The following is a 26589-nucleotide window of genomic DNA, read 5'->3' as shown; positions in this document are numbered from 1 at the left end:
GTTCGGGGCTATACATAGAGGCTCAAGGTCGGGCAAAAGCCTTTCTCCTAATGCCACCCGAAGCGGAGTTACCATGCCTCGAGGCCTGATTTTCCTGATTGTCGTTGTGCTTCTGCTGGTCGGCGGAATGTTCCTGCTGTCGCGGAGTGCGGAAGAGGTCCCGGTACAGACGATGGAAGCCGACGTTTCAAGCAATGCCGCTGCAAACTAAGCAACTTTTGATCGGCGGGGCGGCGCTTGTCGCTGCCATCGCCATCCCGGCGATCGCACAGGATCGACCGGAATCCATTTTGCCGCCTGGCTTCGGCGACCCCGCGACGCCGGCGCCGGAACCGGCGACGAACGAAAGCCAACCGGCCGCTTCGACCGCATCCCGGCGTCCGTCGATCGAAGACTCGATCGTTGAAATGGTCGATTCGCTGATCGGAGAGGAATCGCAAGCCGCGGCTCCCGTGCGTCAGGTCGAATATCCCAATTTCTCGAGGCGTGATCCACGGTTTGCAGGCACGCTCGACCCGGAAACCGTTGGAATCGGCATCAGGCCATGGGGCGCCGCGAGCGGCAGGGCGCTAGAGATTTTGATGCGGCGGATGGATACTCCATTCGCTTCGCGCTGGGCGCAGATCGGCCTCCGCAACGTCCTGCTTGCAAAGACGCCGGGCCCATCGGACGTCAATTCAGCGGATTGGGCAGCGGAACGGGCCTGGTTGCTGCTTCGAATGGGCGAGGCCGATGCCGCGCGGTTGCTGATCGCGAGTGTCGACACCGATCGATTCACCCCCAAGATGAGCCAGGTCGCGCTTCAATCAGCATTGGCGAGCGGCGATCCATCGGCGATGTGCCCCCTTGAAGAGAGGCTAGGAAAGCTGGAGCCCCGGGTATCCGGTGTGGTGGCGGCAATCTGTGCCTCTCTTTCGGGCGACGGCGAGCAGGCCGCAGCGGATATCGAGGCGGCGCGCCGCCGGGGCCGGGTCGGCGGGATCGACCTCTCCCTGGCCGACAAGGTCGTCGGCGCCGGAGCCGAAACGTCGCGCGCGGTGACAATCGAGTGGGAGCCGGTCGATCGGCTCAACAGCTGGCGCTATGGACTATCTACCGCGACTGGCATGATGCCGCCGGAACGGCTGATCAATGCGTCGAGCCTTCAGACCCAGGCGTGGCTTGCCCGGGCGCCGATGTTCTCGGCGGCCCAGCGGTTGCCCGCGGCGCGGATCGCGGCGGCGCTCGGTGTTTTTTCGAGCCAGTCGCTGACGGATCTTTATTCGACCTATTATGATTCCGCCGATCCCGACGAGTTGGGCGGAACCGACGCCTGGCAGTTGAGGCTAGCCTTCATCGGCAAGGACCTGGATGCGCGACTTGCGGCGATGAGGGTCATTTGGGGCAATGCCCAATCGCCGCTTGATCGAGTAGCGGCCCAGGTGTTGCTGGCGCGGCCCGCTAGGCGCGTGGTGCCTGATGCCGAGCTTCAGTCGGATGCGCCTGACCTCGTCGCTTCCCTGCTTGCCGGGGGATTTGACCGCGAGGCCGCACGCTGGGCGCGGACGATTGGCGATATGGATGACGAGCCGGCCGATAAGGTATGGGCGATGTTGGCGCTGGGCGCGCCAGATGCACGCCCGCTCGGGATTGGTGCTGCCCGGATCGAGGAATTTGCCGATCGCGACCAAAGCGAGGACAAGCATCGAACGGCATTGCTGATCGCGGGCCTGGCGGGGCTAGGCAGGATCGATGCCCGGACCGCCGGGAGGCTCAACGCAAAATATAAGCTCGGCCTTGGCGCCCAAACCGGATGGTCGCGAATGATCGACGGAGCCATGCAGCGCCGGCAGGCTGGCACTGCCATGCTGCTGTCGGCCAGCGCGTTGCAGGGCCGCGAATTTGATACGGTCGAGGCGGTATATCTTTATCATTCGGTCAATGCCCTGCGGCGCACCGGCCAGGACTATCTGGCGAGAATGATCGCTGCTGAGGCGCTGGCGCGGACGTGACACCTGACGACCGGGCGCTGGTCGATCGCTTCTGCGACATGCTTGCGGCAGAGGTTGGAGCCTCGCGCAATACATTGCTCGCCTACCGCCGGGATCTGGAGTCCACGGTCGAGGCCATCGGTTCACTGGAAAAGGCCGGGACCGGCGAATTGACGCAGCTGGGCGAAGCCTGGGCCGATCTGGCGCCGTCCACCGTTGCGCGGCGCTCCGCCGCACTTCGCCGCTTTTACGGTTTCCTCCTCGATGAGGGACTGCGCCCGGACGATCCGTCGTCTGCATTGCCGCGCCCAAGCCTGCGGCGGCCACTGCCCAGGATACTCGATACGGGCGAGGTCGAGGCGATGTTTGCGGCAATGGGAGAGCGCGCAGCGAGCGGTGAGCCGCTGGCGCTTCGCAATCTGGCCTTGCTCGAACTGCTGTACGGCTCCGGCCTTCGAGCGACAGAGCTGGTTTCCCTACCGCGACGCGCTGTTCGGCCGAACCAACCATTCCTGATGCTTCGCGGCAAAGGGGATAAGGAGCGATTGGTGCCCGTTTCGTCGCGCGCCGCCGAAGCGGTGCAGAACTGGCTGCCGCATGTCCCCGACGGCAGTCCATGGCTGTTCCCCAGCGGCAAGGCCCATTTGAGCAGGGTCCGATTATTCCAGGTCGTCCGTGCCATGGCGGCGCTGGCGGGGATCGCCCCGGATCGTGTCAGCCCGCACGTGCTCCGTCATGCTTTTGCCACTCACCTGCTGGCCGGCGGCGCGGACCTGCGCGTGCTCCAGTCCCTCCTCGGTCACGCGGACATCGCAACGACCCAAATCTATACCCATGTCGATGCCGCGCGCCTGGTAGAGCTGGTGAATGCGCGCCATCCGCTGGCAACCGGGATTGGCCAGGGCGTTGGCGTTGACGGATGAGCCGCCGCCGCTTACCCCGCGCCGCCAATGCTGACCTATCTTGAATTTGAAAAGCCGATCGCTGCGCTCGACCAGCGGATCAATGAGTTGCGCGACACCGCCACCGCCGGTGACATCGACATCGAGCCCGAGGTTGCGCGGTTAGAGGCCAAGTCCGACAAACTGCTGCGCGAGACCTATGCCAAGCTGTCGCCGTGGCAAAAGACCCAGGTCGCCCGCCACCCCGAACGTCCGCACTTCAAACATTATGTCGCTGGGCTGACAGACGATTTCATGCCGTTGGCCGGCGATCGAGCCTTCGCCGACGATCCCGCGATTATCGGCGGACTGGCGCGGATCGAGGGCCGGCGAGTGATGCTGATCGGCCATGAAAAGGGCGACGATACCGCCAGCCGCCTCAAGCATAATTTCGGAATGGCCAAGCCGGAGGGGTACCGCAAAGCGATCCGTCTGATGCAGCTGGCCGACCGGTTCGGCCTTCCCGTCGTCAGCCTGGTCGACACGTCGGGCGCCTTTCCGGGGGTCCAGGCGGAAGAGCGCGGCCAGGCCGAGGCAATTGCCCGATCGACCGAGCAATGCCTGGCCATGGGCGTACCGATGATCGCCGCAGTCGTGGGCGAGGGCGGATCGGGCGGAGCCGTAGCGATCGCCGCGGCGAACCGGGTCCTGATGTTCGAGCACGCCGTTTATTCGGTCATTTCCCCAGAGGGCTGTGCTTCGATCCTGTGGAGGACCGCGGACAAGGCAGCCGATGCGGCCGAGGCGATGCGGGTCACTGCCGGTGATTTGCAGGCGCTTGGAGTGGTGGATCGCATCGTACCCGAGCCAATGGGCGGAGCGCACCGGGCGCCGGCAGAGGCGATTGGAAATCTGAAAGCGGCGATCCTCGAGGAATTGGATGGCCTGGCCAAATTGGATCGCGCCCAGATTCTCGATCAGCGCCGAGCCAAGTTCCTAGCTATCGGCTAACACGCACGGAACCATCGTTGCCGAATTTCCGTTCATTCGCGGGAAATCCGCTGTCGGCGATGGAGTTATTGATGCGTACGCCTTTTTCCCTGCTCGCCGCGGCTGCGGTGTTCGTCGTGCCCGCTGCTGCGCAAGTCCAGCAGCCCCGCTACCTCAATCCGCGGGACGTCCAGGAAGCTGCCCAGCAGCATAGCGAGGTACTTGCGGAATTCGGCGGTGCCGAGACGGGCCCGCGTGCCGCTTATGTGGAAGGCGTCGGACGTCGCATCGCGGCATATTCCGGCACTGCAAATGCCGGCCAGGTCTATCACTTCACAACGCTGAATAGTGCGGTCGAGAACGCTTTTGCCGTGCCTGGCGGCTATGTCTACATCACCCGTCAGTTGATGGGGATCATGAACGACGAGTCCGAACTGGCGTTCGTCGTCGGCCATGAAACCGGACACGTCGCCGCCAATCATGCCCAGGCTCGACGCTCGGCGGCAAACAATACTGCGATCCTCGGAGTATTGGGGCAAATCCTTGGCGCGGTGGTGGGCAACAATGCCTTTGGCGGGCTCATTTCTCAGAGTGCGCAGCAATTTTCCAAGCTGCGGCTGCTGAGCTTCACCCGCGATCAGGAATATCAGGCGGACGTACTCGGTATCCGATACATGACGGCGGCCGGATATGATCCAAACGGCAGTGCTGGGATGCTTGCCCAGCTGACCAGCACATCGGCCCTTGAGGCGCGTATCCAGGGGGACAAGAACCGCTCGACCCCGGAATGGGCAAGCACCCATCCCTTGAGCGAGAATCGTATGGCCCAGGCGGCGCAGATCGCGCGTCAGACCGGTCGGGCCGGGAATGGTATTCGCAATCGCGATCTGTTCCTGGCGCAGCTGGATGGCGTGATGGTCGATGACGACCCTGCACAGGGCGTCATCGATGGCAGAAGCTTTACTCATCCAGACCTTAGACTGCAGTTTTACGTACCCACCGGCTATCTGATGCAGAACGGGACGCGCGCCGTTACGATTCAAGGCTCCGGCGGCCAGGCCCAATTCTCCGGCGGCCGTTTCTCGGGCGGGATGGACGCATATGTCGCGCAGGTCTTGCAGCAGCTCACCGGCGGGCGCGTGCAGCTTGCGATGGGTCCGATGCAGCGGACGACAATCAACGGAATCCCTGCATCCTACGTGGTCGGGCGGGCCAACACCTCTTCAGGCGGAGTCGATGTTGGGGTCTTCGCATATCAGTGGGACCCGAACACCATCTATCACTTTGTCACCCTGACCAAAGCAGGACAGGGCCTGGCGCCGTTCGCCCAAATGTTCGACTCGCTTCGAAGGATAAGCACCGCCGAAGCTTTGGCTATTCGGCCGAGAATCATCGATGTGGTAACAGTGGGGAGGGGCGATACAATCCAGTCGCTTGCCGGACGAATGGCTTACAAGGACTTTCAGCTGGATCGATTCCTGACACTTAACGGCTTGGCCGCCAGCAGCCGGCTGACCCCCGGTCAGAAGGTCAAGCTGGTCGTCTACGGCAATCGGCAGAGTTAGTTCGAAGCTTCGGAAACTTTCTGGTCAAGCTTCGACCACATCCCACCGGCTCCCCCGCCCAAAGAGCGGAGCGCGCCCATGATCGCAATCGCAATCAGGGCGACGATCAAGCCATATTCTATAACGGTCACGCCCCGCTTGTCCGAGCGAAGCTTGCGACCTATCGTCCGGACAGCGAGCACGCTACCCTCCTCTGGTCTTGGTCCACGAGGCGGGTTTAGCGCCGAAACGATTAAGATTTGATTGGCGGAACGAGGTTAACTGGCCGCTTTCCGCGATTATTTCGCCCAGGCAAGGAAATGCAGAATTTCCACAATTTCCTCGGTGCGACCCTCATTCCCAAGCGCTGAAAACGCCATTCGGGCTTCGAGGGCTTCAGCCTTTGAAAAGGCCGGCGGCCGCTCGGACAAGATGCAGGTGGCGGCCATCGAACGAAGGTCGCTGACGAGACTGCCGAGGTTCTCGTAACGAAGCCGGACCCGGTCGACATCAATCACCGGCATGGCGAAGTCGGCGGCATTGAGCAGCTGCCCCAGCGCTGCCGGTTCGATCCGCGGATGCGTGCGTCCCACGACCCTACCCGCTGAGCGGCCCGCTTCGATAAGGCTGGCGCGCAAGGCCGGCAGGCTGTTGCCGCCAACAATCGCGCCAATCAGCGGGGCATCGGAACGGAGCGAGCGGCAGATCAATTGCAGGGCCCGCTGCACGTCGTTGACCGTGTCCAATGTGCCGATCGCGACGCAGAGGTCATATTGCCGCTCGCCGAAATCGTGGCGATCTTCTTCGGCCTGCGATCCACCGGCCCGCGTTGCGAACGACGCGCCTGGGTCGATGACGTCAACCTGCGTGGAAATCGCACGTAGCCGTTTCGGCCAGTCCACGGACGGGCACCCAAGCAGTAGCGCTCGTGCGAATGGCCGCGAAATATCGCGCAGCCGATCAAGGCAATCTTCAAATGCGCGATCGTACAGGAATGAATCCGCGCCAAATCTGGCGGCACGGTCGCGCCGCAGCACACGGAGATTACGGTCGAACAAGTCTCGGGTCACGGCGGCGCTTGTGCGGCCCGCGGACGCAGGCGACAAGGGGGGGATGACAGGCGACCTTACCCGTCCGATCCGCAATCTGGCCAAGCTAATTCTCGATTTCGCTTTACCGGCGCGCTGCGCCGGTTGCGCGGAGATCATCGACGAAGTCGGAGCTTTCTGTCCTGCCTGTTGGGGCAAGATGGAGTGGCTCGGCAATTCCGGCTGCCGACAGTGCGGCTTGCCGCTGGCCGGTACGGAAGCCGACACCTGTGGCCGCTGCCTTGCCGATCCGCCCAAGCTGGATCGGATGCGCGCAGCGGTTGCCTATGACGATCTACCTCGATCGGTGGCGCTACGCCTTAAATATGGGGGGAAGGTGGCGCTAGCCCGGACGATGGCCCGTTACATGGCACCGTTGAAGGGCGAATGGGAAAGTAGTTCGGTCATCATCCCCGTGCCGCTGCACAGATGGCGACTGTGGAGTCGCGGATTCAACCAATCCGGCCTGATGGCGCGCGAATTGAGCAGGACATGGGGCCTGCCTATGCACAGCGAGTTGCTGCGGCGTGTAAAGCGGACGCAGCCGCTGAAAGGCATGAATCATGCCCAGCGTCGCAAGGTCGTCTCGGGCGCCTTCAAACTTGCCGACGCCGATCGTGTCAGGGGAAGAACCGTCATCCTTGTCGACGATGTGCTGACCAGCGGCAGCACTGCCGAAGCCTGCGCCAAAGTGTTGCGGCGTGCCGGGGCAAGCCGGGTCGAACTGATTTGCTGGGCCAGGGTGGTTCGCCCGGCGCAGCTGATGCGTTAACCCTTGGAGAAATTCGATTCGCGAAGGAGGGCCGAGTTGGCCAAGGTCGAGATTTACACCAAGATGGCTTGCGGCTTTTGCTATCGCGCCAAAAAGCTTCTCGAAATGAAGAAGGTGCCTTTCGAGGAATATTCGATTGACCTTGGCGGGGCCAAGAAGTCGGAAATGCTGGAGCGATCAAATGGCCGGATGACCGTGCCGCAGATCTTCATCAACGGTCGCCACGTCGGAGGTTGCGATGAGCTGATGGCGCTTGAGTATCAGGGCAAACTGGACGAATTGCTGGCCGCATGAGTCGCGTGCGCATCGCCCTTTACCAGTCGCAAACCGGGATCGATCCTGCAGCGAACGCCGAGCGCCTAGTGGGCGCAATTCGCGATTCTGCCGCCGCAGGGGCGGCCATGCTCTTCACCCCGGAAATGTCCGGAATGCTCGACCGCGATCGGGGCAGGGCACTAGGCAAGGCCAAGATTGAAACCGAAGATGAGGTGCTGGCCGCGGTTCGGGTGGCTGCGAAAGAAGCGGGAATCTGGGTCCATCTAGGTTCGTTGGCACTCAAGGGTGAAGGCGGAAAGCTGGTCAATCGTGGGTTCGTGATCGACGACCAAGGCGAGGTGCGGGCGCGCTATGACAAGATCCATTTGTTCGACGTCGACCTGCCGACCGGCGAGAGCTGGCGCGAATCCGCCTTGTACCAGTCCGGCCGGGAGGCGGTCGTGGTGCCGGACACGCCAGTCGGAAAACTTGGCCTCACCATCTGCTACGACCTTCGGTTCCCGGCCCTGTTCGAACGGCTGAGCGAGGCTGGCGCCGACATGATCACCTTGCCAGCCGCATTTACCGTCCCCACCGGACAGGCGCACTGGCAGGTCCTGCTTCGGGCGCGGGCGATCGAATCCGAGCTGTTCGTGGTTGCGGCCGCGCAGGCGGGCCGGCACGAGGATGGGCGGGAAACCTACGGGCACTCCATGGTTGTCGACCCGTGGGGCGAGGTGTTGCTGGAGATGGACGGGGAGCCGAAGCTTGGCTTTGCCGTGATCGACCTCAGCCGCATCGCGGACGTAAGGGCTCGCATTCCCGTCCTGCAGCATCGTCGAGAAATCGGACCGGTCGCGGGCCAATAGATATCCGCTCACCTACGTAGTTCAGCGGATGGACCGCCGTCTTTGCACCCTCTAGGCGCGGCTCATCCGGTTGAGAGGAGCGCTGAATGCGCAAAGCTGTTCTCGCAGGTCTGGCGGCCATAGCTGTTTCCATGACGTCCCCCGCGCGCGCCGACGGCTACTATTACAATCAGCATCATCATCATGATGATCACGATGATGCAGTTGCCGGGGCGGTCGTGGGCGGGCTGATCGGCGCGGTGATCGGCTACGGGATCGGCGGCGGCTATGGATACCGCGGCTACCGCTCGGGATATGGCTACGGATATCCCGCATATGGTTATCAGCAATATGGGTACGTGCCTTATGGCTATGCTGTGCCGGCCTATCCTTATCCCCCGGTCGGCTATGGCTATTATGGATACCGCCCAACCTACGGCTATTACGGCGGCTATCCGGGATACCGGGGTTATGCCGGCGGCTACGGCTATCGTGGAGGTCGCTACGGCAACCGCGGTGACTACGGCCACTATCGCCGCCACCACTAGCGACCACGTAATTGCTGCAATCCGCGCTGCTCCATCTCGCTGGGGCCGTGGTCGATTGATTCGAGTGGCGCGCTTTCCTAATGGGAGTGCGAATGGCTCCGTAGCTCAGCAGGATAGAGCAACGGTTTCCTAAACCGCAGGTCGGGGGTTCGAGTCCCTCCGGGGCCACCATAAGTTATTGAATTTGCAAACAAGGGGACAGACGAGATGCTGGGCCGGCTTTTCTGGGATCACCCGCAGTCTCTGGGGATGAGCTGGGCGGAGCATGGCGCGGGTGCGGTGGTGATCGGCGCGCGGATGGTCGGCGCCGGCCTGGCCTGCGTCATCCACGCCGCGGTCCCAGCCCTGTTTACACAGACCGCGGGGCGGACGATCATGAGCCTCCACGACCATATGATCAGCCGCAAGGCCGGCGCCGCCAACCCCAACGCCTGGCCCGACTATGAAATCTGACGGCTTTGCCGCCGACGTCGTCATCGTCGGCGGCGGCTTTTCGGGAACGATGCTGGCCGCCGAGCTGGCACGCCGGGGCGTGAAATCTCTGTTGATCGAAGGCAATGGCCGCGCGGGCCGCGGAACAGCCTATTCGACCGACGAGGCAGCGCATCTGCTCAATGTTCCCGCTGGGAAAATGGCTGCATGGGCGGATCGGCCGGACGACTTCGCCAAGGCGGTGAAAGCGGAAGGCTATGGACCGGGCGACTTCGTGCCCAGAAAGCGGTTCGGTGACTACTTGCGCTCCACCCTCGACGCCGCGCGTTCTAGCGGGCTCGTGGCGACGGCGGAACGTAGGGCCGTTGGAGTCCAGCGACTGAACGACGGTTGGTCGGTAGGGCTGGATGACGGGTCGGAAGTCGATGCACGGGCGCTAGTGCTTGCACAGGGCAACCAGCCGCCGGGAACTCTCGGATTCGCGCGCTCGATCCCCGAGCATTTGTTCATCAACGACCCGTGGAGCGACGGGGGCCGGGCGGCGGTGGCGCGGGTTGCCGCCAGCGGGGCGGATGTGCTGATCATCGGGACCGGCCTGACCATGGTCGATGTGGTGCTGAGCCTGGATGAGGCGGGGCATCGCGGGCGAATTGTCGCGCTGTCGCGGCGCGGACTTGCGCCGAGGGGCCACTCCGCATTCGATTCCGCTCCAGTCGATCTGGACGATGTCCCGCAGGGATCGGTGCTGGGCCTGTGGCGCTGGCTCAGGCGGCGCGGCGCGAAAGTTGGCTGGCGAGCAGCGGTCGATAGCTTGCGGCCGCATAGCCACGCCTTGTGGCAGGCGCTCGATGACGGCCAGCAGCGGCGCTTCATTCGCCATGCGCGGCCGTGGTGGGATGTTCACCGGCATCGCATCGCGCCGGAAGTGGCCGCGCGGATCGCCCGGTTGATCGGCGAGGATAGGTTGGAGATTGTCGCCGGACGGATCGTCTCGATGCGCGAGGAGGAGGGTGCCCTGTGGGTCGAAATTGCACGGCGGGGCGCTTCCGCGCCCTCCGGCGGTGAGCCGCAGTCCTTTGCGCTGACAGTTAACTGCACCGGGCCCTTGGGGAGCATCGCGGACAGCGGGGACAAGGTTCTGCAAGACCTGTTCAAGGCCGGGCTGGCGCGGCCGGACGGCCTTGGCATGGGGCTCAAAGTCGACAATGGCTCGCGCGTGTTGGGTGCGGAGCAGGCCTGGGCCCTGGGACCGCTGACCAAAGGGAAGTTTTGGGAGATTGTCGCGGTGCCTGATATCAGGGGGCAAGTCGCGGCGGTTGCGGCCGATATTGCCATGGAGCTTGAACATGCCGTGCAGTCCTGAAGATGGCGACCTGGTCCAAGGGGCGCCCAAGGTCGCGGTCCCCGATGACGTGGCGGAGGCGGTGCGAACCTTGATCCGCTGGGCAGGCGACGATCCAGACCGCGAGGGGCTGCTCGATACCCCTAAGCGGGTCGCCAGGGCATGGCGCGAATATGCGCGGGGCTATGCCGAGGACCCGGCGCATCATCTTTCGCGGATCTTTTATGAGGTAGGCGGCTATGACGAGATCGTGTTGCTGAAGGACATTCCGTTCCAGTCGCATTGCGAGCACCATATGGCGCCGATCATCGGCAAGGCGTCGATCGCCTATTTGCCGGCCGATAAAGTGGTTGGAATCAGCAAATTGGCGCGGGTGTTGCACGCTTTTTCGCGCCGGTTGCAGGTCCAGGAGCGGCTGACCGCCGAGGTCGCCGACTGCATCTGGGACAATCTGAACCCCAAGGGTGTCGCAGTGGTGATCGAGGCGAGCCATGCCTGCATGACCGCGCGCGGGGTGGGCACGCCTGGCGTGATGATGACTACCAGCCGGATGATGGGCTGCTTCCGCGAAGATGAGCGGAGCAGGAAAGAGGTATTGGCCCTGATGGGTTACTAGGGCGCTTAGCCCAAAAGGGGGAACCGCAACCTTCCTCCTCCGTTACCACCGGCGTTACGCGAATATATTCGAGGCGTTCGCTGAGCGCCGGCGCGGACCTTATTGCCCCGGCGGCTCCTGTTCCTCTTGCCTGACGAAAGGGGAGGAAGATGACGCACATTGGCTATCACAGCACTTTCCATCGGGCTTGGCTTGCAACCGCGGCGTCGGTCGCGATCGCGCTGCCGGCGGGGACGGCAGCGGGCGGGGTGGTTTCAATCCCGTTCAACACTGCCAATTTCAGCAACCCGCTAACCATCGACAATAAGTTGCTGCCGATGGTGCCGGGCACGACGCAGACCTACAAGGCCGATGGAGCCGACGGCTGCGAAGTGGACGTGGTGACGGTGACCAATGAGACCAGGGCGATCGCAGCCGGCGTGACGGCCCGGGTCGTGCGGGACCTGGCTTACGAGGATGCCGAATGCAACGGCACGCTACATTTGGTCGAGAGAACGGACGATTGGTTTGCACAGGATAATACCGACAATGTCTGGTACCTGGGCGAACATAGCGAAAACTGTGACGGGCCGAGCAATTGCACCTTGAGCGGCGGCTCATGGGAAGCCGGGGTCGATGGCGCCAAGGCCGGCATCATCATGCTGGCCCACCCCAAGGCGGGCGACCAATATCATCAGGAATTTTACGCGGGCCATGCCGAGGACGAGGCCAAAGTTAGCGGTGTCGGCGTGACAGTGAAGCTGACGAGGGACGACGCTTTCCCGCCCGGCACCTTCACCGGATGCCTGAAGACCAAGGAGTGGTCAGACCTGGATACGGGATCCATTGAGCAAAAATATTATTGCCCCGGCATCGGAAATGTCGCGGTCGACGAGCATCACGGCAAGATTCTCCGTGCCGAACTCGTCGATCCGGACGCGGGCGCGGCCGCGAAATCGGATGCATTCCGGTTCCGTACGGTGCCGCCCCATCGATAAGGGAAAGTAGAATTAGAGGGACGCCCAGCCCCCCGGCCAGGCGTCCCTCGGGCGGCGCAAATAACATAGGTTAAGTTTATTTGCGAATCCGCCCACCGGCATTGGCCAGCCGACGTTGACGGCAACCTTGAGGAGATAGAGATGAGCAGCAACTTCAGTTCAGGAACCATCGGTTTCGCGCTTGGGATAGCCTTGGCAGCAGTGGCTGCGAAGGCGGCGCAGCCCGCGCAGCACGAGCATCAAATGGCACCGTCAGCGCAGGGCGCACCCGCTCATGGCATGGACCAGATGCATCAAATGATGGCCGACCCTGCGAAGCATCAGCAGATGATGGAGCAGATGGCCCAGTGCAGGGACATGATGTCCATGATGGTGGAGCATATGAAGTATGAAGGTATGAACAAGGACCAGCCCGCCCCGCATCAGTAGGTAAATCTAAAATTGAACTCGTCGCAATCGTAGCGAGTTTCCGATGACCGCTTTCCACCCATTGCGAATGGGCCGTTAAACAGCATCTATTTTTTGAGCGAATGCGTTCCGAGCGATGCCGCAAATTCAGAGAGTGCCGCGGCAAAGCGATCAGGTTGATCGAGGAACACCGCGTGCGCCGCGTCTCCGATCTCGACGAAACGTGCGTTTGCAATCTGCTTCGCTTCTTCTCGCTGCTCGGCCAACTCCTCCGAATTGCTGGAGGCGATGATGAGGACCGGGCAATCGATATTTGCCAAGGCCGGCGTTCGATCAATTCCAAACATATCCGCCACGAGCATGGCGACCCCTATTGACGGCGGTGTCTTCATGCCTGTTGCGATCGCCCGATCAACCAGGCCGGGCGGTTGCGGTTTGCTGATGATCGCTTCGAACATACCGCGCAGATATTCCTCCTGATCGGTGGCGTAGCTGGCCAGTAGTCTGAATTGGAAGGCAGCCTGCTCCGGACGCGCAGCGATTGATTTAGCGCCGTTGGAAATAGTCGCATCGACAAGGACGATCCCGGCGATATCTCGCGTGCCGTAGAGCGAGACATAAGCCGCAATATCCTGCACAGCTTGCGACCAGCCGACGAGTATCGGCCGGCTGACCTTTCTCTCAGCCAATAGCGCGTGGAGGTCCGCCGCGCGCTGCTCCGGCGTATTGCCGCTCGCTACCTTGGTTGAGTCACCTTGCGAACGAGGGTCGAAGGCGATGACGCGATAGGCATCGTCAAAACGGTCGATCTGGCCCTGCCAGATATCGGCGCCAGCGCTCCAGCCGGGAATGAATATGATTGGAGGCCTTGAATTTGCATCGCCGCTTTCGGTGACGCGAAGAGTGACGCCAGAAGCCACCGGCACCCGGCTTTCAACTGAAGCGTAAGCGGGCCCTGCAAGAGCAACTCCGACGGTCGCTCCCGCGAGCAGCGCCAAGAACCCAATGCTGACGGCAATTTTCACGCTGGACTCTCCGACAAAAAGGGCATGCACCCGGCAACCGCGAGCTGCCTTCAGCAAGACAGCGCGCTTCTTCTGGACACAACTGCGCGGCCATTGAACGCCGGAAATATCTCGCCGAACGTCGGCCTCCATATCGATCCGGATTGATTGCCCGGGCTTAATCCCTTGTCCGTCTTGGACGCATTGCGGGCATTAGAGCTCAGTCAGCTGCGGACTCTTTAGGCGCGGCACGATTGCCGAGCACATAACCGGCGATTCCGCTGAGGAGGGCTATCACCGCCTCGCCAGCGATGACTCCAAGAAGGCCAAGCAGCGAAGCAGCCAGGACTATAAGGATAATGGTCGCCAGTTTCGGAATATCGGTTTGCTGCAATATCCGGGCAATGCTCGCGCCGGAGAAGTTTCCCTTCCAGAACATGGTTGAGTAGACAACGGCCGCACCCGCGATGAGTATTCCGAACGCAATCAGCATGAGCTGACAAAGCGTGATGATGAAGTTCAGTAGCTCCGGGGTGACTCCATTTGGCATGATCGGTCTCCTCCACCCAGTTCGCGGGCTTACCCGATTGGCTTTGAAGTCTCCAACGGATTTACGGACAGCCGGAGCCGGAGCCGGAGCCGGAGCCGTGCCGCCTAATGTGCGCTTTCCACTCATTGCGGACATTAGCTCATCTGTTAGCGTTGCCGTTTCGAGAGGGGGTGGATCATGCTGAAGCGCCGTGACGTCCTTGCCGCCGGGCTTGTCTTGCCGATGGCCGCGCAGGCGGCACCTGCGAAACATCATTCGCAGTCCCGCGTCCCTCTGGTCGGCGCATGGTCGCTGATTGATGCAATGACGGTTCAAAAGGACGGAAGAACGGGCCCCTGGAATGATCTTCCTCGACCTTACAGCGGACTCATCGTTTACGAACCGAACGGCATGATGTCAGTGCAGATCGCGAGTGCCAGGCCGCCGTTGCCGGAGGATGTCGACTTTAAGAATTTGCCGGCCGATCAGCAGCTTGCCTATCTCCACAGCTACTATGCCTATTACGGACGGTATGAGTTCGACCGAGCGAAATCTGTGGTCACTCACTTCGTGGTTTCTTCCCTCGATCCGACAGAGATCGGCATTGATTATCGCAGGAAGGTGAAGCTCGTCGGAGATGTCGTCACACTGACAACCATACCGCGTGCCACTTCCACATCAGGCAGCCACAATGTTTTGAGTTGGCGTCGGGTCTGACTGAGGTTCGTTTCAGTTCGTTGGCAACGTCCGATTTCAGCTCATTGCGGACCTAAGCGATGCGGGACGACTGGCCGAAACTATTCGTCCGCTTTGCTGCGCAGCGGCGCTGCCAGCCTTAGCTTGAGTGCGGCGATCTCCTCTTCTTCGAGCTCTTCGATTCCCGCCAGTTCCTTGCGAGCCAATTTCTCTGCGCGGAGCAACTCGTCAAGCTTTGCATGCATGGCTACGTCGCGGCGACGATCATCTTCCTCTCGCAATTTTTGCCGATTGAGAACCATCTGTGTGAGTGTGATTGCCAGAATGGAAAGTGTTGCCGTCAACACATCAGTGGGTAGGCCAGTGGCCCACCACAGGATGCAAAAGGCAATGACCCCAGCTTGGCAAAGCGGTTGCGCGGCAGCATCAGCGACGAAGCTGGAAATGGAATGACCTGCCTCCGCTATTGTGGTCGCTAGTCGCCGCCGCACCATAAGGTCCCGCCATTCCGTGAGAATGGCAAACTGAACGAAGGCCGACCTTCGAACCATACGTGGATTCCCGGACGAAACACTTGCCGCCTCAACCGGAGCAATGCGCCTATAAAGGGAATCAGGCTGCCAGTTGCTCCAGTTGCTCGCTTGCTTCGAGCCAGCGTGCTTCCGCTGCCTCCAGATCCGCCGCGAGCTTTGCACGACGACGGCTGAGTTCGGTCATTGGCAGCGACGCCAAATCTGGCTCGGCGCTAGCGGGATCGAACATCGCTCGGTCGAGCGCCGAGCATTGCGCGGCGAGCCGGGCGCTGGCCGCTTCGGCCTCCGCGGCGGCCTTCCTGAGCGCGCGCGCGTCCTCGCGTGCTTTTGATCCGGCCTTGCGGTCGGCCTTCGAGATCTTCGGCTTTCGCTCCGCCTTCGGTTGGTTACGGCCGAGGACGAAGTCGATATATCGTCGATGCTGCCGGCATAATCGACCGCCTCTCCATGATCGACGAGTACCAGGCGATCGGCGGTCAGTTCGACCATGTGGCGGTCGTGGCTGATGAGGATGACGGCGCCATCATAGCCGTTAAGCGCCTGGACCAGTGCTTCACGGGCATCGACGTCGAGGTGGTTGGTCGGCTCGTCGAGGATGAGCAGGTGCGGTGCATCGCGGGTGATCAGCGCCAGGGCCAGGCGAGCGCGCTCGCCGCCGGACAGCTTACCAACCAGCGTCGTGGCCTTTTCGCCTGAAAAGCCGAAACGGCCCAGTTGGGCACGCACTGCACCTGGGGTCATCCCCTCCATCGCCCGGGTCATGTGCTGGAGCGGGGTATCGTCGCCGTGCAATTCTTCGACCTGGTACTGGGTGAAATAGCCGACGCGCATCTTACCGGAGGCGTTGACGGCGCCTTCCATCGGCTTGAGCTGTGCGGCCAGCAAGCGGGCGAGGGTGGTCTTGCCGTTGCCGTTGCGGCCGAGCAGCGCGATGCGATCGTCGGGATCGATGCGCAGGTTGAGCCGCCGCAGGACCGGCGTGTCAGCGGCATAGCCGACCGATGCCATGTCAAGCGTGATCAGTGGCGGCTTCAGCTCCGTCGGGCTCGGAAAATCGAAACTGAGGCTCGGGTCGTCGACCAGCGCGGCGATCGGCTGCATTCGCGCCAGCATTTTTGCGCGGGACTGGGCCTGCTTGGCGGTCGATGCCCGTGCGCTGTTACGGGCGATATAGTCCTGCAGTCGGGCCCGTTGCGCGTCCTGTGACGCGCGCGCAGCGGCGATCTGCGCGGCGCGCTCAGCGCGCTGGCGTTCGAAGCCGTCGTAATTGCCGGAGTAGAGGCTAATCTTTCCGCGTTCCAGGTGGAGGATGGTATCGACGACATTGTTGAGAAGGTCGCGTTCGTGACTGATCACGATCAGCGTGCCGGCGTAATTTTTCAGGAAGTTCTCGAGCCACAACGTGGCTTCAAGGTCGAGGTGGTTTGACGGTTCGTCGAGCAGCAGCACGTCCGGCGTTGAGAAGAGCAATGCCGCGAGCGCGACCCGCATTTTCCAGCCGCCCGAATAGCTGTCGAGGGGCAAGCCCTGCATTTGCTCGTCAAATCCAAGGCCCAGGAGGATACGCCCCGCCCGCGCAGGCGCGCTGTAGGCATCGATCGCGAGCAATCGATCATGGATGTCGCCAAGCCGGTGAGGGTCCGTGCAGTGGTCGGCCTCGGCCATCAGGTCCGCGCGCTCGAAATCGGCAGCAAGCACGGTTTCGAACGGAGTCGCGGTGCCGCTCGGCGCTTCCTGTGCAATATAGCCGAGCTTCGTGCGCCGAGGCATTTCGATTTCGCCCTCGTCGGCTTCAAGCTGGCCAACGATGACTTTCATCAGCGTGGACTTGCCGGCGCCGTTCCGCCCGATCAGCCCCAACTTGCTTCCCGGCGGGATCGCAGCGGTGGCGCGGTCGAGGATTGTACGCCCGCCAAGGCGCACGGTGATTCCATTGATGGTCAGCATGGCGGCGCACCTAGCCGCCAATCGTGGCAAACCCAAGACGTATAAGTGTGGAATTCGGCCAGTCGGCTAATGACGACTTGCGACTTGAAGCCAATGCGAAGGGAAGGGCGCCGCACATCGCTGCGGCGCCCTTCGTCAACTTATCGTGACCAAACCAATTCCTGGAGCAGCATATCGCCTCTCAGCTTGCGATATGTGGCGCGGTGCCCGCTACCAGCCGCCGACTGACGCGTAGATTGCGCCATGAACGCATTCATTTCCTTTTCGCGCTGAATGTCTTCAGCGGGCGTAGACACATGATCGAAAATCGTGACGAGATAGAGGTCGGGCTCGCCATCCCGGGGATTGACGTTGGCAAAGATGCGATAGCCTTTGATCCAGCCCTTCGAAACCGAGAAGTCATTCCGCTTGCGGAACTCTCCGGCCAGGAAATCAACATAATCAGGGAAATGCCCATCATCGACGGAGATCGCTGCAACGTCCCAATATTCCCCGGACTTCAGCGGCAGTTCCTGGGCAGGGGCCGGAACGGCAAATGCCATTGTTGCTGCGCCGAGCGCAGCCAAAACCAACTTTCGCATAGATTTGCTCCCTCTTGCGGAAAGCTGACGCTTCCGCAGCTCTTGGGAACGGCATCGCGGTTCAAAGCGGCACGCCTACTAGCGGCGTCGTTCCTCGACCGGCCAAGCATTTTCGTTAATTTAACGCAAGTTTAATTTCAGGAGGGCATCTCGGCGCCTAGGGTGCCCCTCGTTCCCGGGTTATCCTAATTGCTAGCAGTGCGCTCCTATTTCCCTGAGCAGGCGCTCGCGATCCTCATCCGATGATAGCATTCCGGCAAGCCTGCATCCCAATTGCCTGACAGTGCCAGAGGTCTTGCTTTCTTCCCTAACCACGATCGTCGCGATCGGGCCCAGGAATTTGGTCAAGGCAGTTGCAATCCTCTCTAGCTCGAACGGGGAGATGGACTCTGTTTTCGCTGCCGGGTCCATCGTTGCCACGGGTCTTTCGTCATCGGTCGCACCGACGACCCGGGGCGTCATCGAAACGAATTGCTCGCGATCCCTATCATTGGGGATATGCCGTGCCAGGAGGCTGTAGATATCCTCGATCGACGTGGCGCGGGCGGCCGCGCGATCGACCAATATGGAAGCGATTGGTCCCATCACTTTGGCGAGGTGGCCTTTGACCGAGGCCAAGCTCTCCGGATCCGGCGCCGGCGGAGGCGAGTTTCCGGACACGATGCTTCTGATCTCGGCAAGGCACTGCTTCAGGGCGGACGCATAGCTGGCGGTCGCGTCGATCAGGTGCATTCGCGTCAAACGCAGAGGCAATCTGCACGGCTCGATCATCACCGGCAGGATGGTCTTGCGCAAATCGATCGAAAGACTGATCTCGTCGGCGACATTTTCGGAAGCGACCGAGCGGGGCGAAAGTAGCACGACAACGCAGCGACAGCCGACAATGGCGCGCTCGACTGCGCGGTCCCAATGCTCGCTGGGGCGGATGTCGAGCTGATCAACCCAAGTCGCGACCTCCGCGGACCGGAGATCGTTGGCAAAGCGCAAGGCGAATTGTTCGTCGTTGCGGGAATAGCTGATGAAGCAGAGGTCCTTCTGGGCTGCGCCGGCGAGCGACATTCGACTAACCCTGTCCAAGCATACGAAATGCCTGGATGATGCTGCGGTGCATCCTGGTGAAGGATGAGCTCAATCGGCCGAGCTCGTCGGAGCTTTCATAGACATATTCGGGTGCATCGAGATCACCCAGGCTGACTGCTTCGGCGGCCGTCGTGATTCCTTCGATCGGCCGGATCACAACGAAATGCAGAAGGAGATTGATGGCGATAAACAGCATTACGAGGAAGGCGCCGAAGGGCACGACGAACAGCCGTCGAATATGCTCGGCACGGATCAGTGATGCGTTCATCGGCACCGAAACGACTTGCGCGGCAATAATATCATTGGGCTTCCATCCGAACCCGTTCTTGTCACCATAAATTTCGACCATTGAAGCCGGGGCGCTGGCCGCAGTACTGTGACACTCCATGCAGGCGGGCTTGGCCGCAATCGGGCGGGAAAGTACGATAAACCGCCCCGTCGGCGTCGATCGCACGAGCGAAATTTCTTCCTTCGACGGGCTGGCCCGGAATTGCTCGATTATGTCCGCCTCCCAGTCGGAAGCGCGATCTTGAGGATTGGTGGGGTTCAGGGCGGCTTCGCGATAGGTAAATTCAGGATTCTTGGAGTGTATCACGTCGGCGCTCCGCTTCGCTGCATAAGCTGACACCGCTTGAGGATAGAACTGATGTTCGATCCGATCATTGAGCAGCGGTGTGATCTGCTCCGACGTGTACTTTCGGGCGCCAGACGCGCTTTCCATCATGATGCGGGCACTTTGGAGGACTTCGTCCCGGGCCACGCCGTCAACCAGGGGGTTGGCCGCAAGCACGAACAGGCCGACTCCCACGATGGCAACCGCAAGCACCATCAGGTTGAACTTGGCGCGAATTCCCAAAGGAGATTTCCTTTTCCGGGAGCGCCGAAGATTCGGGGCCCCCGCGTAAAATGCCAGATCGGCAATCCGAGCTTAAGTTCACGAATTGAAGGAACCCGCTACAAATTCTATAGCAATGGGCATCCGCGCGTCTGAATGCTTGTTACGACCCCGCGCCAGGAATGACCCTTTATGAATTATGGACAATTTTGTCCGATTGCCAAAGCCACCGAGATTCTCGGGGAGCGGTGGACGATCCTCATCGTCCGCGAATTGCTCATGGGCGGGCGACGGTTCACCGATCTTCAGAGCGGCCTGGGCGATATTTCACCCGCGCTGCTTACGACCCGGCTGAGGTCTCTTGAGCAGCAAGGGCTTGTGTCGCGGCGCCGGATCAGCGGCCAGCGAGGGTATGAATATTTCCCTACCGCGGCTTGTGAGGCGCTGTTACCGATCGTCGTTTCGCTGGGCGAATGGGGACTGACCTGGGCTCGACACATGCTCAACGATGACGATTTCGACATCGATTTCCTGATGTTTTACCTGGGGCGAAGTGTCGATCCCGAACGGTTGCCGGGTGGCGCAACCGTGATTCAATTCAAATTTACGGACCTTAAGGAGCAGCGCGATTGGTGGCTGCTGATCGAAGGCGAAGACGTGCAAATCTGTATCAACCGGCCCTCGCGCGATGTGGACGTCTTTTTCACGACCACGGTTAGAACGATGCACGATGTCTGGATGGGCGATCGGACCTATCGAGAGGCGATCGACGCGGATGACCTGGTCATCGAAGGGGAGCCTGCCCTGACCAGGAATGTCAGCCGGTGGCTGCGCCCTAGCGTTTTCGTGTCAGCGCCGCGTAGCCCGGTCCCTCCGTCGCTTCTGGCATCGTGACTTGGTCGGAGGGCAACCAGACTATGCGGGAACGAATATCTGGTAGCGGCGAAGCCATGCCGGAGTGATCTCCTCGCCGGACGGCGGCTAGGGCCCACGCAACCACTGCCTCTCGAAAGCCAAAGATGCTTTGTTCAATCCCGCTTCTTCTGTCGCTTCGGCCGCTCGAACGGTAGAACTTCACCGCCATCCTGCTGGTTCAGCAAGTCGGCTATCCAGCGCGATAATTCCGCCTGGCCATAGGGCTTGCCGAGCCTCGGAAATTGGGCGCCGGGGCCTTCCGCAATGGTGGAGTAGCCCGTCACCAGCAGCACCTTCATGTCCTTTGCCAGCGCGGTGGCATGTTCGATCAGTGCGACTCCATTCATACCCGGCATCAGGAAATCCGAAATCAGCAGTTCGACCTCAACCCCGGATCGCAACATGCGCAGCGCTTCGGCACCGGAACTTGCCTGAACGACTTCATATCCCAGATCGGTAAGCATTTCGGCTGTCCCAGTCCGGACCATGTCCTCGTCGTCGACCAACAAGATGGTCGCCGCCTCTCGGGCCAGCGTCACGGTCGCCTCATCGCCGACTTCCGTGGCAGGCGTGTCTGTCGAAACCGGAAGCCAGATCGCGGCGGCGGTTCCCTCGTCGGGCTCGCTCTTGATGTCGAGCATGCCGCCCAACTGGGCAGCAAGGCCGTGTACCATCGAAAGGCCAAGCCCAGTCCCCTGGCCAACGCCCTTGGTCGAAAAGAAGGGCTCGATCGCCCGTGCGAGCGTTTCCGGGCTCATTCCCGTTCCCGTGTCTCGAACGGTAATGCAAACATAGTCGCCTGGCGGCAGCCTGTCGTCAGTCCCAACAGTTTCGGATAGCGCCTCGATCCAGAGTGTTCCCCCCGAAGGCATGGCGTCGCGGGCATTGATGGCCAGGTTGAGTATCGCCAGTTCGAGCTGATTGGGGTCGACGCGGGCAGGCGGGAGTCCCGGCTGGCTGTCGAAGCGGACCTTGACGGTCGGGCCTATCGATCGCTGCAGCAGGTCGGTCATCCCATCCAAGAGGACTCCAATTTCCACCGCCCTCGGCTGGAGGTCCTGCCGCCTGGCAAAGGCCAGGAGCCGCTGGACCAGCGTACCCGCACGGCTGGCGGCTTGCAGCGCACCGTCGATCAAGCGGTGACTCTTGTCGCCCGCGGGAAGCCGCCGTCGAAGCAGATCGAGGTTGCCGATTACCGGGGTAAGCAAATTGTTGAAGTCGTGCGCCACGCCCCCGGTCAGCTGGCCGAGTGTTTCGAGCTTTTGGGCCTCGTGCAGCTTGGCGAGCGCGGCCTCACGCTCTCGAGTCCTCTGGTCCACCCGGGCTTCAAGCGTCTCGTTGGCGCGCTGAAGGTCGACGCGACTTTGCCGCAGATCTTCCTCTATGGCCTTTCGCTCGTGAATATCGTCGGTCGTGCCATACCATTTGATGATGCTTCGGGACCCGTCACGCCGCGGCATCGCGCGCGAATGCATCCAATGCCAGCCGCCGTCCTTCATTCGAACGCGGGCTTCGACGTCATAAGGGGTGCCGGTTGCGCAGCTATGTGACCAGGCGGCCATGACCGGCCCAACGTCATCGGGATGAATTGCGAAATTGACATCCGTCCCGATGCCGGTTCTGCCGGTCCATTCGAACCAGCGCGGAGACATTTGGTCGACTTCGCCGTCGGGCGCCGCCGTCCATGCGACCTGAGGGTTCAGCTCGACCGTATGGCGAAAGTGATCCTCGCTCTCTTGAAGCTCTTCCAATCGCGCTCGGGCGTCATATTGACGCCTGCGGGCACGCAGGGCGGATTGCCCGAGGCTGACCAGTGTGGTCGGATGAAATGGCCGCTCCAGGAAGGTGACGTTGCCGAGCGTGTTGAGAAACCGCCCGGCGTCGGGATTGCGTTCCAGGCCTCCGCCGCGGTGAGTGAGGAGCACGAAGGGCATATCCGACCATTCGGGCTGCGAATTAATCCAGGCGGACAGGCCGCGAAGATCCGAGCCAAGGAAGGCTTCCTCCGTCACCAGCACAAACCCCGCACCCGATTCGAGTTCGGCGACCAGCGTCTCGATACAATCGCAGGAAACGCTCCTTATGCCTGCTTCCAGAAGGACGCCGGCGGCAATTTCGCTGTCGCGGCCAATTGGAGCGAGGATGAGCGCCCGTTCGGGCCGTGGCTTTCTCACGCAAGGCCGTCGTTCAATAGGGTGTTTTCACCGATCCATTCAGGCACCCCGCGAAGAACGCCCTGGAAGTTCGTCAGAGGTTCACCTAGCGTAATGCCGTCGGACCCGATCCGATATTCGCGGATCGTATCTTCATGCGCGCTGGTTCTCTTCTTGATGATCGAAATGGCGCGCCTGACCCGCCCGGCCGCCTCGAAATAGCGAAGGAGGACGACCGTGTCGGCGAGATAAGTGACGTCGACCGGCGCTTGCATGTCCCCGACCAGGCCGTGCTGCGCCACGGTCAGGAAGGTGTTCGCACCCTGGCGATTCAGGAACTGCAGAAGCTCGTGCATGTGCAAGACCAGCTGCTTTTCCTCTGGCATCGCCTGCTGGTAGCCATTGAGGCTATCGATGACGACGGTACGCGCGCCCAGACTTTCGACGCACGATCGTACTCGTTGCGAAAATTCGCCCGGACTCATTTCTGCGGCATCGACCTGCTCAATCAACAGGTTTCCGCCATCCTGGAGTGCCTGGAGGTCGATCCCGAGGCCCCTGGCCCGCTCGAACAGCAGCCCGAGTTCTTCGTCGAAAATGAACAACGCGGCTTTTTCGCCGCGCTCGACCGCCTGGACGGCAAAGGTCAAGGTGACGAGCGATTTGCCGGTTCCGGCCGGTCCGAGAACAAGGGTACTGGAACCGCGCTCGATCCCGCCGCCAAGCAGCTTATCGAGCGCCGGACTATTGCTGCTGATCGTTTCGCGTTTGAACTCGGTGCGATGCTCGCCGGAGACGAGCCGCGGAAATACCCGCACTCCGCCCGTCTCGATCACCATGTCGTGATGGCCTCCGCGAAAGCGCTGGCCGCGATATTTGATCACCCGCAGCCGCCGTCGTTCCGCGCCATAGTCGGGTGCCGTCTCCTCCAGGCGGATGACTCCGTGAGCGACGCTGTGAACGGTCTTGTCGAGATTTTCGGTAGTAAGATCGTCGAGCATCAGCACGGTCGCGTCATTGCGCGAGAAATAATGCTTAAGCGCCAGCACCTGGCGCCGGTAACGCAGCGAGCTTTGAGCGAGAAGGCGGATTTCCGACAGGCTGTCGAGGACCACTCGCTTCGGCGACTTGCCTTCTATCGCCTCGAAGATCCGCTTGGTCGTCTCGCCAAGTTCAAGATCCGATGAGTAGAGGAGGCTTTGCTGTTGCTGATCGTCGAGCAGGCTTTCGGGGGGGACGAGTTCGAAGATTGCGTTGGGCGACCCGAACGTCCAGCCGTGCGACTCCGCCGTTTCGCGCAACTCCTCTTCGGTCTCGGAAAGAGTGATGTAGAGCCCGGGCTCGCCATGCTTGGCGCCCTCCAGAAGGAACTGGGCAGCAATGGTTGTCTTGCCGGTGCCCGGGCTTCCTTCCAACAGGTAAACCCGCCCGCGGCGAAAGCCGCCTACCAGGATGTCGTCAAGGCCCTCGATCCCGGTCCCGGCTTTCAAACTTTCTGATTTCATTCGGACAAGTAACGCTCAGGCCGCGAAAAGTTCCGGCTGCTTGAAGGATGAAAGTGCCGCCGGAGGTCGCGCTATCCACGCGCTACCGTCTGATTTTCACCATATCTGGTTCAATTTACGCCGTCGGGGTTAAGCCCGATACGGCCCGCACGCGCGCTCGGCTATTGGCCGATCAGTTCTTCATGATTGGTTCGACTTACGGGAGATCGCCATGCGCTTCGTTATAATTGCTGCCGGACTTCTGCTGGCATCGCCCGCATCCGCGGCCGATCCCATCCAGGGTGAGTGGATTGTCCAGGGCGGGGGAAGCAAGGTTCGAATGGGCGTATGCCCCGGTGACGCCAGCCTGCTGTGCGGCGTGGTCTCGTGGCTTCCCGCCGCCGAGACCAATGACCTGGACTCCAAAAACCCCAATGCGGCGCTGAAGGGCCGGCGAATCCTCGGATCGCAGACTGTCATGGGCTTCAAGCAGTCATCGCCCGGCAAATGGGCCGGCGGCAAGCTGTACGATCCGGAAACCGGCAAAACCTATTCGGGCAAAATTTCGATGAACCCGGACGGCACGCTCAAGGTCCAGGGCTGCGTCATGATGATTTGCGAGGCGGAAACCTGGAAGCGCGACTAGATGAACCTAGCCCCGGCTTTAAAGCGGATTTGGCGCCTTGGATTTCGTCTTGCCGCGCTGGCCGTCGCTTTATGCGCGGCAATTTTGGTTGGATTTGCAGTCTATGCATCGAGCACGCTGCCATCATTGCAACCATGGCATACCGACATTTTGGCCCAAGAGTTTTCGGCGCAACGGGACGGCAATCTCGACTTCGACGGCTACCTGAAGCTTGAAGATCGGCTGTTTGCCGAAATGCGTAACCGCGCGGCTAGGTGGAACGTAAAGAACGAGGCTTATATCTATAGCCGGTTCAATCCAGCCAGCCGGGTGAACCGCCTTGTCGCGGGCGCGCCATTCAACCGATCGTTCCGCCTGAGGCAACCCGACGCCATCGGCCATGCCCTGCTGATACATGGTTTAACCGACTCCCCCTATTCCATGAAGGCATTGGCCGAGTCCCTTCACGCGAAGGGATTCGAGGTGACGGTCTTGCGAATGCCCGGGCACGGCACATTTCCTTCGATGATGACCAAGATGACCGTTCGAGACTGGACGGCTGCGGTGCGGATCGCCGCGCGCGACGTCGCAGCTCATACGCCTCCGGGCCAATTATTTTATGTGGGCGGCTATTCCACGGGCGGGACCCTGGCGCTGGAATATGCGCTCGACGCTTTGGCTGACCCTGCGCTTCGGAAGCCCGATCGCGTCCTGCTGATTTCCCCGGCCATTGAAATTACGAAGGTCGCCGACGTGGCGAACCTGCTGGAGATTCTCACGGTAGTTCCGATCCCGCAGCTCCAGAAAGCCCGCTGGCAGCAGGTGGCTGTCGAATATGATCCCTACAAGTTCAATTCCTTTCCCATCAATGCGACGCGACAGGTCAACCGGGCAACCAAGATCTTGCAGTATGAGCTGGAAAAAGCGGTCGAAACCGGCCGTATCGGAAGGATGCCGCCGGTCATCGCCTTTCAGTCGGTAGTCGATGCGACCGTCGGCGCGGAAGGCGTGGCAAACATCCTGTTCGCCAAATTGCGCGGGCCCCAGCACCGACTGGTCCTGTTCGACGTCAATCGACACGATGCCTTGGGAAGCGTGCAACGGCCCGCCGCCGGCGCCTTGATTAATCGGCTGGCGACTGGGGCACGTTCGTACACGCTGGATGTCGTCAGCAATACCAGTAGCCGGGATCGCCGGGTCAGCGTCCGCCACATGACGCCGGATGGCAGCGTCGCCGTGCAGGATACTGCACTGCAGTGGCCGGAGACTTTGGTCTCGGTTGGCCACGTCGCCCTGCCGTTCCCGCCGAACGACCCGGCCTACGGGGTTCTTCCAGGCAGCGGGCGCAATGGCCTGCCCAGTATCGGCACCTGGCTATATCGGGGGGAGAGCGGCGCGGTCACCGTCGATCTGGGGTCGCTGACCCGCCCGCGAAGCAACCCTTTCTGGGCTTTGATCGACGCGGACGTCAGGGCGTCCGTCGATTCCGATTTGGTCGCTACTCACCATTAGCGGCCACCCGGTTCGTTGCCGGTC

28 protein-coding genes, 1 tRNA gene and 1 pseudogene are annotated in these 26589 nt (G+C 61.4%); 19 read left to right on the top strand and 11 right to left on the bottom strand.

The window, feature by feature from the left end; genetic code table 11:
* Nucleotides 1-73: 73 nt before the first annotated feature.
* The 5 genes from LVY65_RS06155 (at nt 74) to LVY65_RS06135 (ending at nt 5406) form a co-directional block, all read left to right on the top strand.
* Nucleotides 74-211 carry a hypothetical protein gene (locus LVY65_RS06155; RefSeq protein WP_235067100.1) on the top strand — a complete coding sequence of 46 codons (138 nt, stop codon included), beginning with the start codon at nt 74-76 and terminating at the stop codon, nt 209-211.
* Nucleotides 195-1991, top strand: coding sequence for a hypothetical protein (locus tag LVY65_RS06150; RefSeq protein WP_235067099.1), 1797 nt, complete (start codon nt 195-197; stop codon nt 1989-1991). The genes LVY65_RS06155 and LVY65_RS06150 overlap by 17 nt, the downstream gene beginning before the upstream one ends.
* Nucleotides 1988-2893, top strand: coding sequence for a tyrosine recombinase (locus tag LVY65_RS06145; protein WP_328282487.1), 906 nt, complete (start codon nt 1988-1990; stop codon nt 2891-2893). The genes LVY65_RS06150 and LVY65_RS06145 overlap by 4 nt, the downstream gene beginning before the upstream one ends.
* A gap of 27 nt (nt 2894-2920) precedes the next feature.
* Nucleotides 2921-3862 (top strand): acetyl-CoA carboxylase carboxyltransferase subunit alpha, encoded by a 942-nt coding sequence (locus tag LVY65_RS06140; RefSeq protein WP_235067098.1) that lies wholly within the window; start codon nt 2921-2923, stop codon nt 3860-3862.
* Between the two features lie 71 nt (nt 3863-3933).
* Nucleotides 3934-5406 carry a M48 family metalloprotease gene (locus LVY65_RS06135; RefSeq protein WP_235067097.1) on the top strand — a complete coding sequence of 491 codons (1473 nt, stop codon included), beginning with the start codon at nt 3934-3936 and terminating at the stop codon, nt 5404-5406.
* Here LVY65_RS06135 and LVY65_RS06130 read toward each other — a convergent pair.
* Both LVY65_RS06130 and LVY65_RS06125 read right to left on the bottom strand, forming a co-directional pair.
* A complete protein-coding gene (locus LVY65_RS06130; protein ID WP_235067096.1) occupies nt 5403-5588 on the bottom strand; it encodes a Flp family type IVb pilin in 186 nt (61 codons plus the stop codon). The two genes, LVY65_RS06135 and LVY65_RS06130, sit on opposite strands and share 4 nt — an antisense overlap.
* A 96-nt stretch (nt 5589-5684) precedes the next feature.
* On the bottom strand, nt 5685-6455 hold the full coding sequence (locus tag LVY65_RS06125) for a class I SAM-dependent methyltransferase (protein ID WP_235067095.1): 771 nt from the start codon (nt 6453-6455) through the stop codon (nt 5685-5687).
* Nucleotides 6456-6498: 43 nt separating this feature from the next.
* On the opposite strand from LVY65_RS06125, the gene LVY65_RS06120 reads away from it, so the two are divergent.
* From LVY65_RS06120 to LVY65_RS06075, 10 genes are all read left to right on the top strand, one after another.
* Complete coding sequence (locus LVY65_RS06120; RefSeq protein WP_235067094.1) at nt 6499-7245, top strand: ComF family protein; 747 nt, start codon at nt 6499-6501, stop codon at nt 7243-7245.
* Nucleotides 7246-7281: 36 nt separating this feature from the next.
* Nucleotides 7282-7539, top strand: a complete 258-nt coding sequence (grxC, locus tag LVY65_RS06115) for a glutaredoxin 3 (protein WP_235067093.1) — start codon at nt 7282-7284, stop codon at nt 7537-7539.
* A gap of 5 nt (nt 7540-7544) precedes the next feature.
* Nucleotides 7545-8369 carry a carbon-nitrogen hydrolase family protein gene (locus tag LVY65_RS06110; protein WP_235067183.1) on the top strand — a complete coding sequence of 275 codons (825 nt, stop codon included), beginning with the start codon at nt 7545-7547 and terminating at the stop codon, nt 8367-8369.
* Between the two features lie 86 nt (nt 8370-8455).
* Complete coding sequence (locus LVY65_RS13315; RefSeq protein WP_328282486.1) at nt 8456-8896, top strand: hypothetical protein; 441 nt, start codon at nt 8456-8458, stop codon at nt 8894-8896.
* A gap of 94 nt (nt 8897-8990) precedes the next feature.
* A tRNA-Arg gene (locus LVY65_RS06100) sits at nt 8991-9067 on the top strand.
* 36 nt (nt 9068-9103) lie between these two features.
* Entirely contained in the window at nt 9104-9349 is a 246-nt protein-coding gene (locus LVY65_RS06095; RefSeq protein ID WP_235067092.1) for a DUF6356 family protein, read from the top strand.
* Nucleotides 9339-10691 carry an FAD/NAD(P)-binding protein gene (locus tag LVY65_RS06090; protein ID WP_235067091.1) on the top strand — a complete coding sequence of 451 codons (1353 nt, stop codon included), beginning with the start codon at nt 9339-9341 and terminating at the stop codon, nt 10689-10691. Before LVY65_RS06095 ends, LVY65_RS06090 begins: the two co-directional genes overlap by 11 nt.
* Complete coding sequence (folE, locus tag LVY65_RS06085) at nt 10675-11286, top strand: GTP cyclohydrolase I FolE (RefSeq protein ID WP_235067090.1); 612 nt, start codon at nt 10675-10677, stop codon at nt 11284-11286. Before LVY65_RS06090 ends, folE begins: the two co-directional genes overlap by 17 nt.
* 149 nt (nt 11287-11435) lie before the next feature.
* Nucleotides 11436-12263, top strand: a complete 828-nt coding sequence (locus LVY65_RS06080; RefSeq protein ID WP_235067089.1) for a hypothetical protein — start codon at nt 11436-11438, stop codon at nt 12261-12263.
* Between the two features lie 141 nt (nt 12264-12404).
* Nucleotides 12405-12692, top strand: a complete 288-nt coding sequence (locus tag LVY65_RS06075) for a hypothetical protein (protein ID WP_235067088.1) — start codon at nt 12405-12407, stop codon at nt 12690-12692.
* 86 nt (nt 12693-12778) lie between these two features.
* Here LVY65_RS06075 and LVY65_RS06070 read toward each other — a convergent pair whose 3' ends face one another.
* A complete protein-coding gene (locus LVY65_RS06070) occupies nt 12779-13597 on the bottom strand; it encodes an alpha/beta fold hydrolase (protein WP_235067087.1) in 819 nt (272 codons plus the stop codon).
* 298 nt (nt 13598-13895) lie between these two features.
* A complete protein-coding gene (locus tag LVY65_RS06065) occupies nt 13896-14225 on the bottom strand; it encodes a hypothetical protein (RefSeq protein WP_235067086.1) in 330 nt (109 codons plus the stop codon).
* 177 nt (nt 14226-14402) lie between these two features.
* On the opposite strand from LVY65_RS06065, the gene LVY65_RS06060 reads away from it, so the two are divergent.
* Entirely contained in the window at nt 14403-14921 is a 519-nt protein-coding gene (locus LVY65_RS06060) for a lipocalin-like domain-containing protein (RefSeq protein ID WP_235067085.1), read from the top strand.
* Between the two features lie 80 nt (nt 14922-15001).
* Here the strand turns inward: LVY65_RS06060 and LVY65_RS06055 are convergent, their stop codons facing one another.
* The 5 genes and pseudogenes from LVY65_RS06055 to LVY65_RS06035 form a co-directional block, all read right to left on the bottom strand.
* Entirely contained in the window at nt 15002-15145 is a 144-nt protein-coding gene (locus tag LVY65_RS06055) for a low affinity iron permease family protein (protein ID WP_235067084.1), read from the bottom strand.
* 367 nt (nt 15146-15512) lie between these two features.
* Nucleotides 15513-17380 (bottom strand): annotated as a pseudogene (locus LVY65_RS06050) (ABC-F family ATP-binding cassette domain-containing protein).
* A 140-nt stretch (nt 17381-17520) separates the two neighbouring features.
* The gene (locus tag LVY65_RS06045; RefSeq protein WP_235067083.1) at nt 17521-17961 is read right to left on the bottom strand and encodes a hypothetical protein; all 441 of its coding nucleotides are present in this window, start codon (nt 17959-17961) and stop codon (nt 17521-17523) included.
* Nucleotides 17962-18153: 192 nt separating this feature from the next.
* Nucleotides 18154-19020: a toll/interleukin-1 receptor domain-containing protein gene (locus LVY65_RS06040; RefSeq protein ID WP_235067082.1), complete on the bottom strand. Its 867-nt coding sequence runs from the start codon at nt 19018-19020 to the stop codon at nt 18154-18156.
* A gap of 4 nt (nt 19021-19024) precedes the next feature.
* Nucleotides 19025-19897, bottom strand: coding sequence for a c-type heme family protein (locus LVY65_RS06035; protein WP_235067081.1), 873 nt, complete (start codon nt 19895-19897; stop codon nt 19025-19027).
* Nucleotides 19898-20068: 171 nt separating this feature from the next.
* Here LVY65_RS06035 and LVY65_RS06030 point away from each other — a divergent pair, with 171 nt between their 5' ends.
* Nucleotides 20069-20770, top strand: a complete 702-nt coding sequence (locus LVY65_RS06030; RefSeq protein ID WP_235067080.1) for a winged helix-turn-helix transcriptional regulator — start codon at nt 20069-20071, stop codon at nt 20768-20770.
* Nucleotides 20771-20904: 134 nt separating this feature from the next.
* Here LVY65_RS06030 and LVY65_RS06025 read toward each other — a convergent pair whose 3' ends face one another.
* Nucleotides 20905-22965 carry a hybrid sensor histidine kinase/response regulator gene (locus LVY65_RS06025; RefSeq protein ID WP_235067079.1) on the bottom strand — a complete coding sequence of 687 codons (2061 nt, stop codon included), beginning with the start codon at nt 22963-22965 and terminating at the stop codon, nt 20905-20907.
* On the bottom strand, nt 22962-24449 hold the full coding sequence (locus LVY65_RS06020) for an ATPase domain-containing protein (RefSeq protein WP_235067078.1): 1488 nt from the start codon (nt 24447-24449) through the stop codon (nt 22962-22964). The genes LVY65_RS06025 and LVY65_RS06020 overlap by 4 nt, the downstream gene beginning before the upstream one ends.
* 211 nt (nt 24450-24660) lie before the next feature.
* Here LVY65_RS06020 and LVY65_RS06015 point away from each other — a divergent pair, with 211 nt between their 5' ends.
* Together LVY65_RS06015 and LVY65_RS06010 are read left to right on the top strand one after the other, a co-directional pair.
* Entirely contained in the window at nt 24661-25074 is a 414-nt protein-coding gene (locus LVY65_RS06015) for a DUF2147 domain-containing protein (protein WP_235067077.1), read from the top strand.
* On the top strand, nt 25075-26565 hold the full coding sequence (locus LVY65_RS06010; RefSeq protein WP_235067076.1) for an alpha/beta hydrolase: 1491 nt from the start codon (nt 25075-25077) through the stop codon (nt 26563-26565). It begins immediately after the preceding gene.
* The last annotated feature ends 24 nt before the right edge of the window (nt 26566-26589 follow it).

Origin of the sequence: Sphingomonas cremea, assembly GCF_021502585.1 — a bacterium.
Lineage (GTDB): Bacteria > Pseudomonadota > Alphaproteobacteria > Sphingomonadales > Sphingomonadaceae > Sphingomicrobium > Sphingomicrobium cremea.
This window is presented reverse-complemented; position numbering and strand designations above follow the sequence as displayed.

What these genes read in the sequence shown, in the direction of transcription:
- LVY65_RS06155 (WP_235067100.1), top strand. Translation starts at nt 74, where the DNA reads ATGCCTCGAGGCCTGATTTTCCTGATTGTCGTTGTGCTTCTGCTGGTC.
- LVY65_RS06150 (WP_235067099.1), top strand. Translation starts at nt 195, where the DNA reads ATGCCGCTGCAAACTAAGCAACTTTTGATCGGCGGGGCGGCGCTTGTC.
- LVY65_RS06140 (WP_235067098.1), top strand. Translation starts at nt 2,921, where the DNA reads ATGCTGACCTATCTTGAATTTGAAAAGCCGATCGCTGCGCTCGACCAG.
- LVY65_RS06135 (WP_235067097.1), top strand. Translation starts at nt 3,934, where the DNA reads ATGCGTACGCCTTTTTCCCTGCTCGCCGCGGCTGCGGTGTTCGTCGTG.
- LVY65_RS06120 (WP_235067094.1), top strand. Translation starts at nt 6,499, where the DNA reads ATGACAGGCGACCTTACCCGTCCGATCCGCAATCTGGCCAAGCTAATT.
- LVY65_RS13315 (WP_328282486.1), top strand. Translation starts at nt 8,456, where the DNA reads ATGCGCAAAGCTGTTCTCGCAGGTCTGGCGGCCATAGCTGTTTCCATG.
- LVY65_RS06095 (WP_235067092.1), top strand. Translation starts at nt 9,104, where the DNA reads ATGCTGGGCCGGCTTTTCTGGGATCACCCGCAGTCTCTGGGGATGAGC.
- LVY65_RS06090 (WP_235067091.1), top strand. Translation starts at nt 9,339, where the DNA reads ATGAAATCTGACGGCTTTGCCGCCGACGTCGTCATCGTCGGCGGCGGC.
- folE (WP_235067090.1), top strand. Translation starts at nt 10,675, where the DNA reads ATGCCGTGCAGTCCTGAAGATGGCGACCTGGTCCAAGGGGCGCCCAAG.
- LVY65_RS06080 (WP_235067089.1), top strand. Translation starts at nt 11,436, where the DNA reads ATGACGCACATTGGCTATCACAGCACTTTCCATCGGGCTTGGCTTGCA.
- LVY65_RS06075 (WP_235067088.1), top strand. Translation starts at nt 12,405, where the DNA reads ATGAGCAGCAACTTCAGTTCAGGAACCATCGGTTTCGCGCTTGGGATA.
- LVY65_RS06065 (WP_235067086.1), bottom strand. Translation starts at nt 14,225, where the DNA reads ATGCCAAATGGAGTCACCCCGGAGCTACTGAACTTCATCATCACGCTT.
- LVY65_RS06060 (WP_235067085.1), top strand. Translation starts at nt 14,403, where the DNA reads ATGCTGAAGCGCCGTGACGTCCTTGCCGCCGGGCTTGTCTTGCCGATG.
- LVY65_RS06055 (WP_235067084.1), bottom strand. Translation starts at nt 15,145, where the DNA reads ATGCATGCAAAGCTTGACGAGTTGCTCCGCGCAGAGAAATTGGCTCGC.
- LVY65_RS06045 (WP_235067083.1), bottom strand. Translation starts at nt 17,961, where the DNA reads ATGCGAAAGTTGGTTTTGGCTGCGCTCGGCGCAGCAACAATGGCATTT.
- LVY65_RS06040 (WP_235067082.1), bottom strand. Translation starts at nt 19,020, where the DNA reads ATGTCGCTCGCCGGCGCAGCCCAGAAGGACCTCTGCTTCATCAGCTAT.
- LVY65_RS06030 (WP_235067080.1), top strand. Translation starts at nt 20,069, where the DNA reads ATGAATTATGGACAATTTTGTCCGATTGCCAAAGCCACCGAGATTCTC.
- LVY65_RS06020 (WP_235067078.1), bottom strand. Translation starts at nt 24,449, where the DNA reads ATGAAATCAGAAAGTTTGAAAGCCGGGACCGGGATCGAGGGCCTTGAC.
- LVY65_RS06015 (WP_235067077.1), top strand. Translation starts at nt 24,661, where the DNA reads ATGCGCTTCGTTATAATTGCTGCCGGACTTCTGCTGGCATCGCCCGCA.
- LVY65_RS06010 (WP_235067076.1), top strand. Translation starts at nt 25,075, where the DNA reads ATGAACCTAGCCCCGGCTTTAAAGCGGATTTGGCGCCTTGGATTTCGT.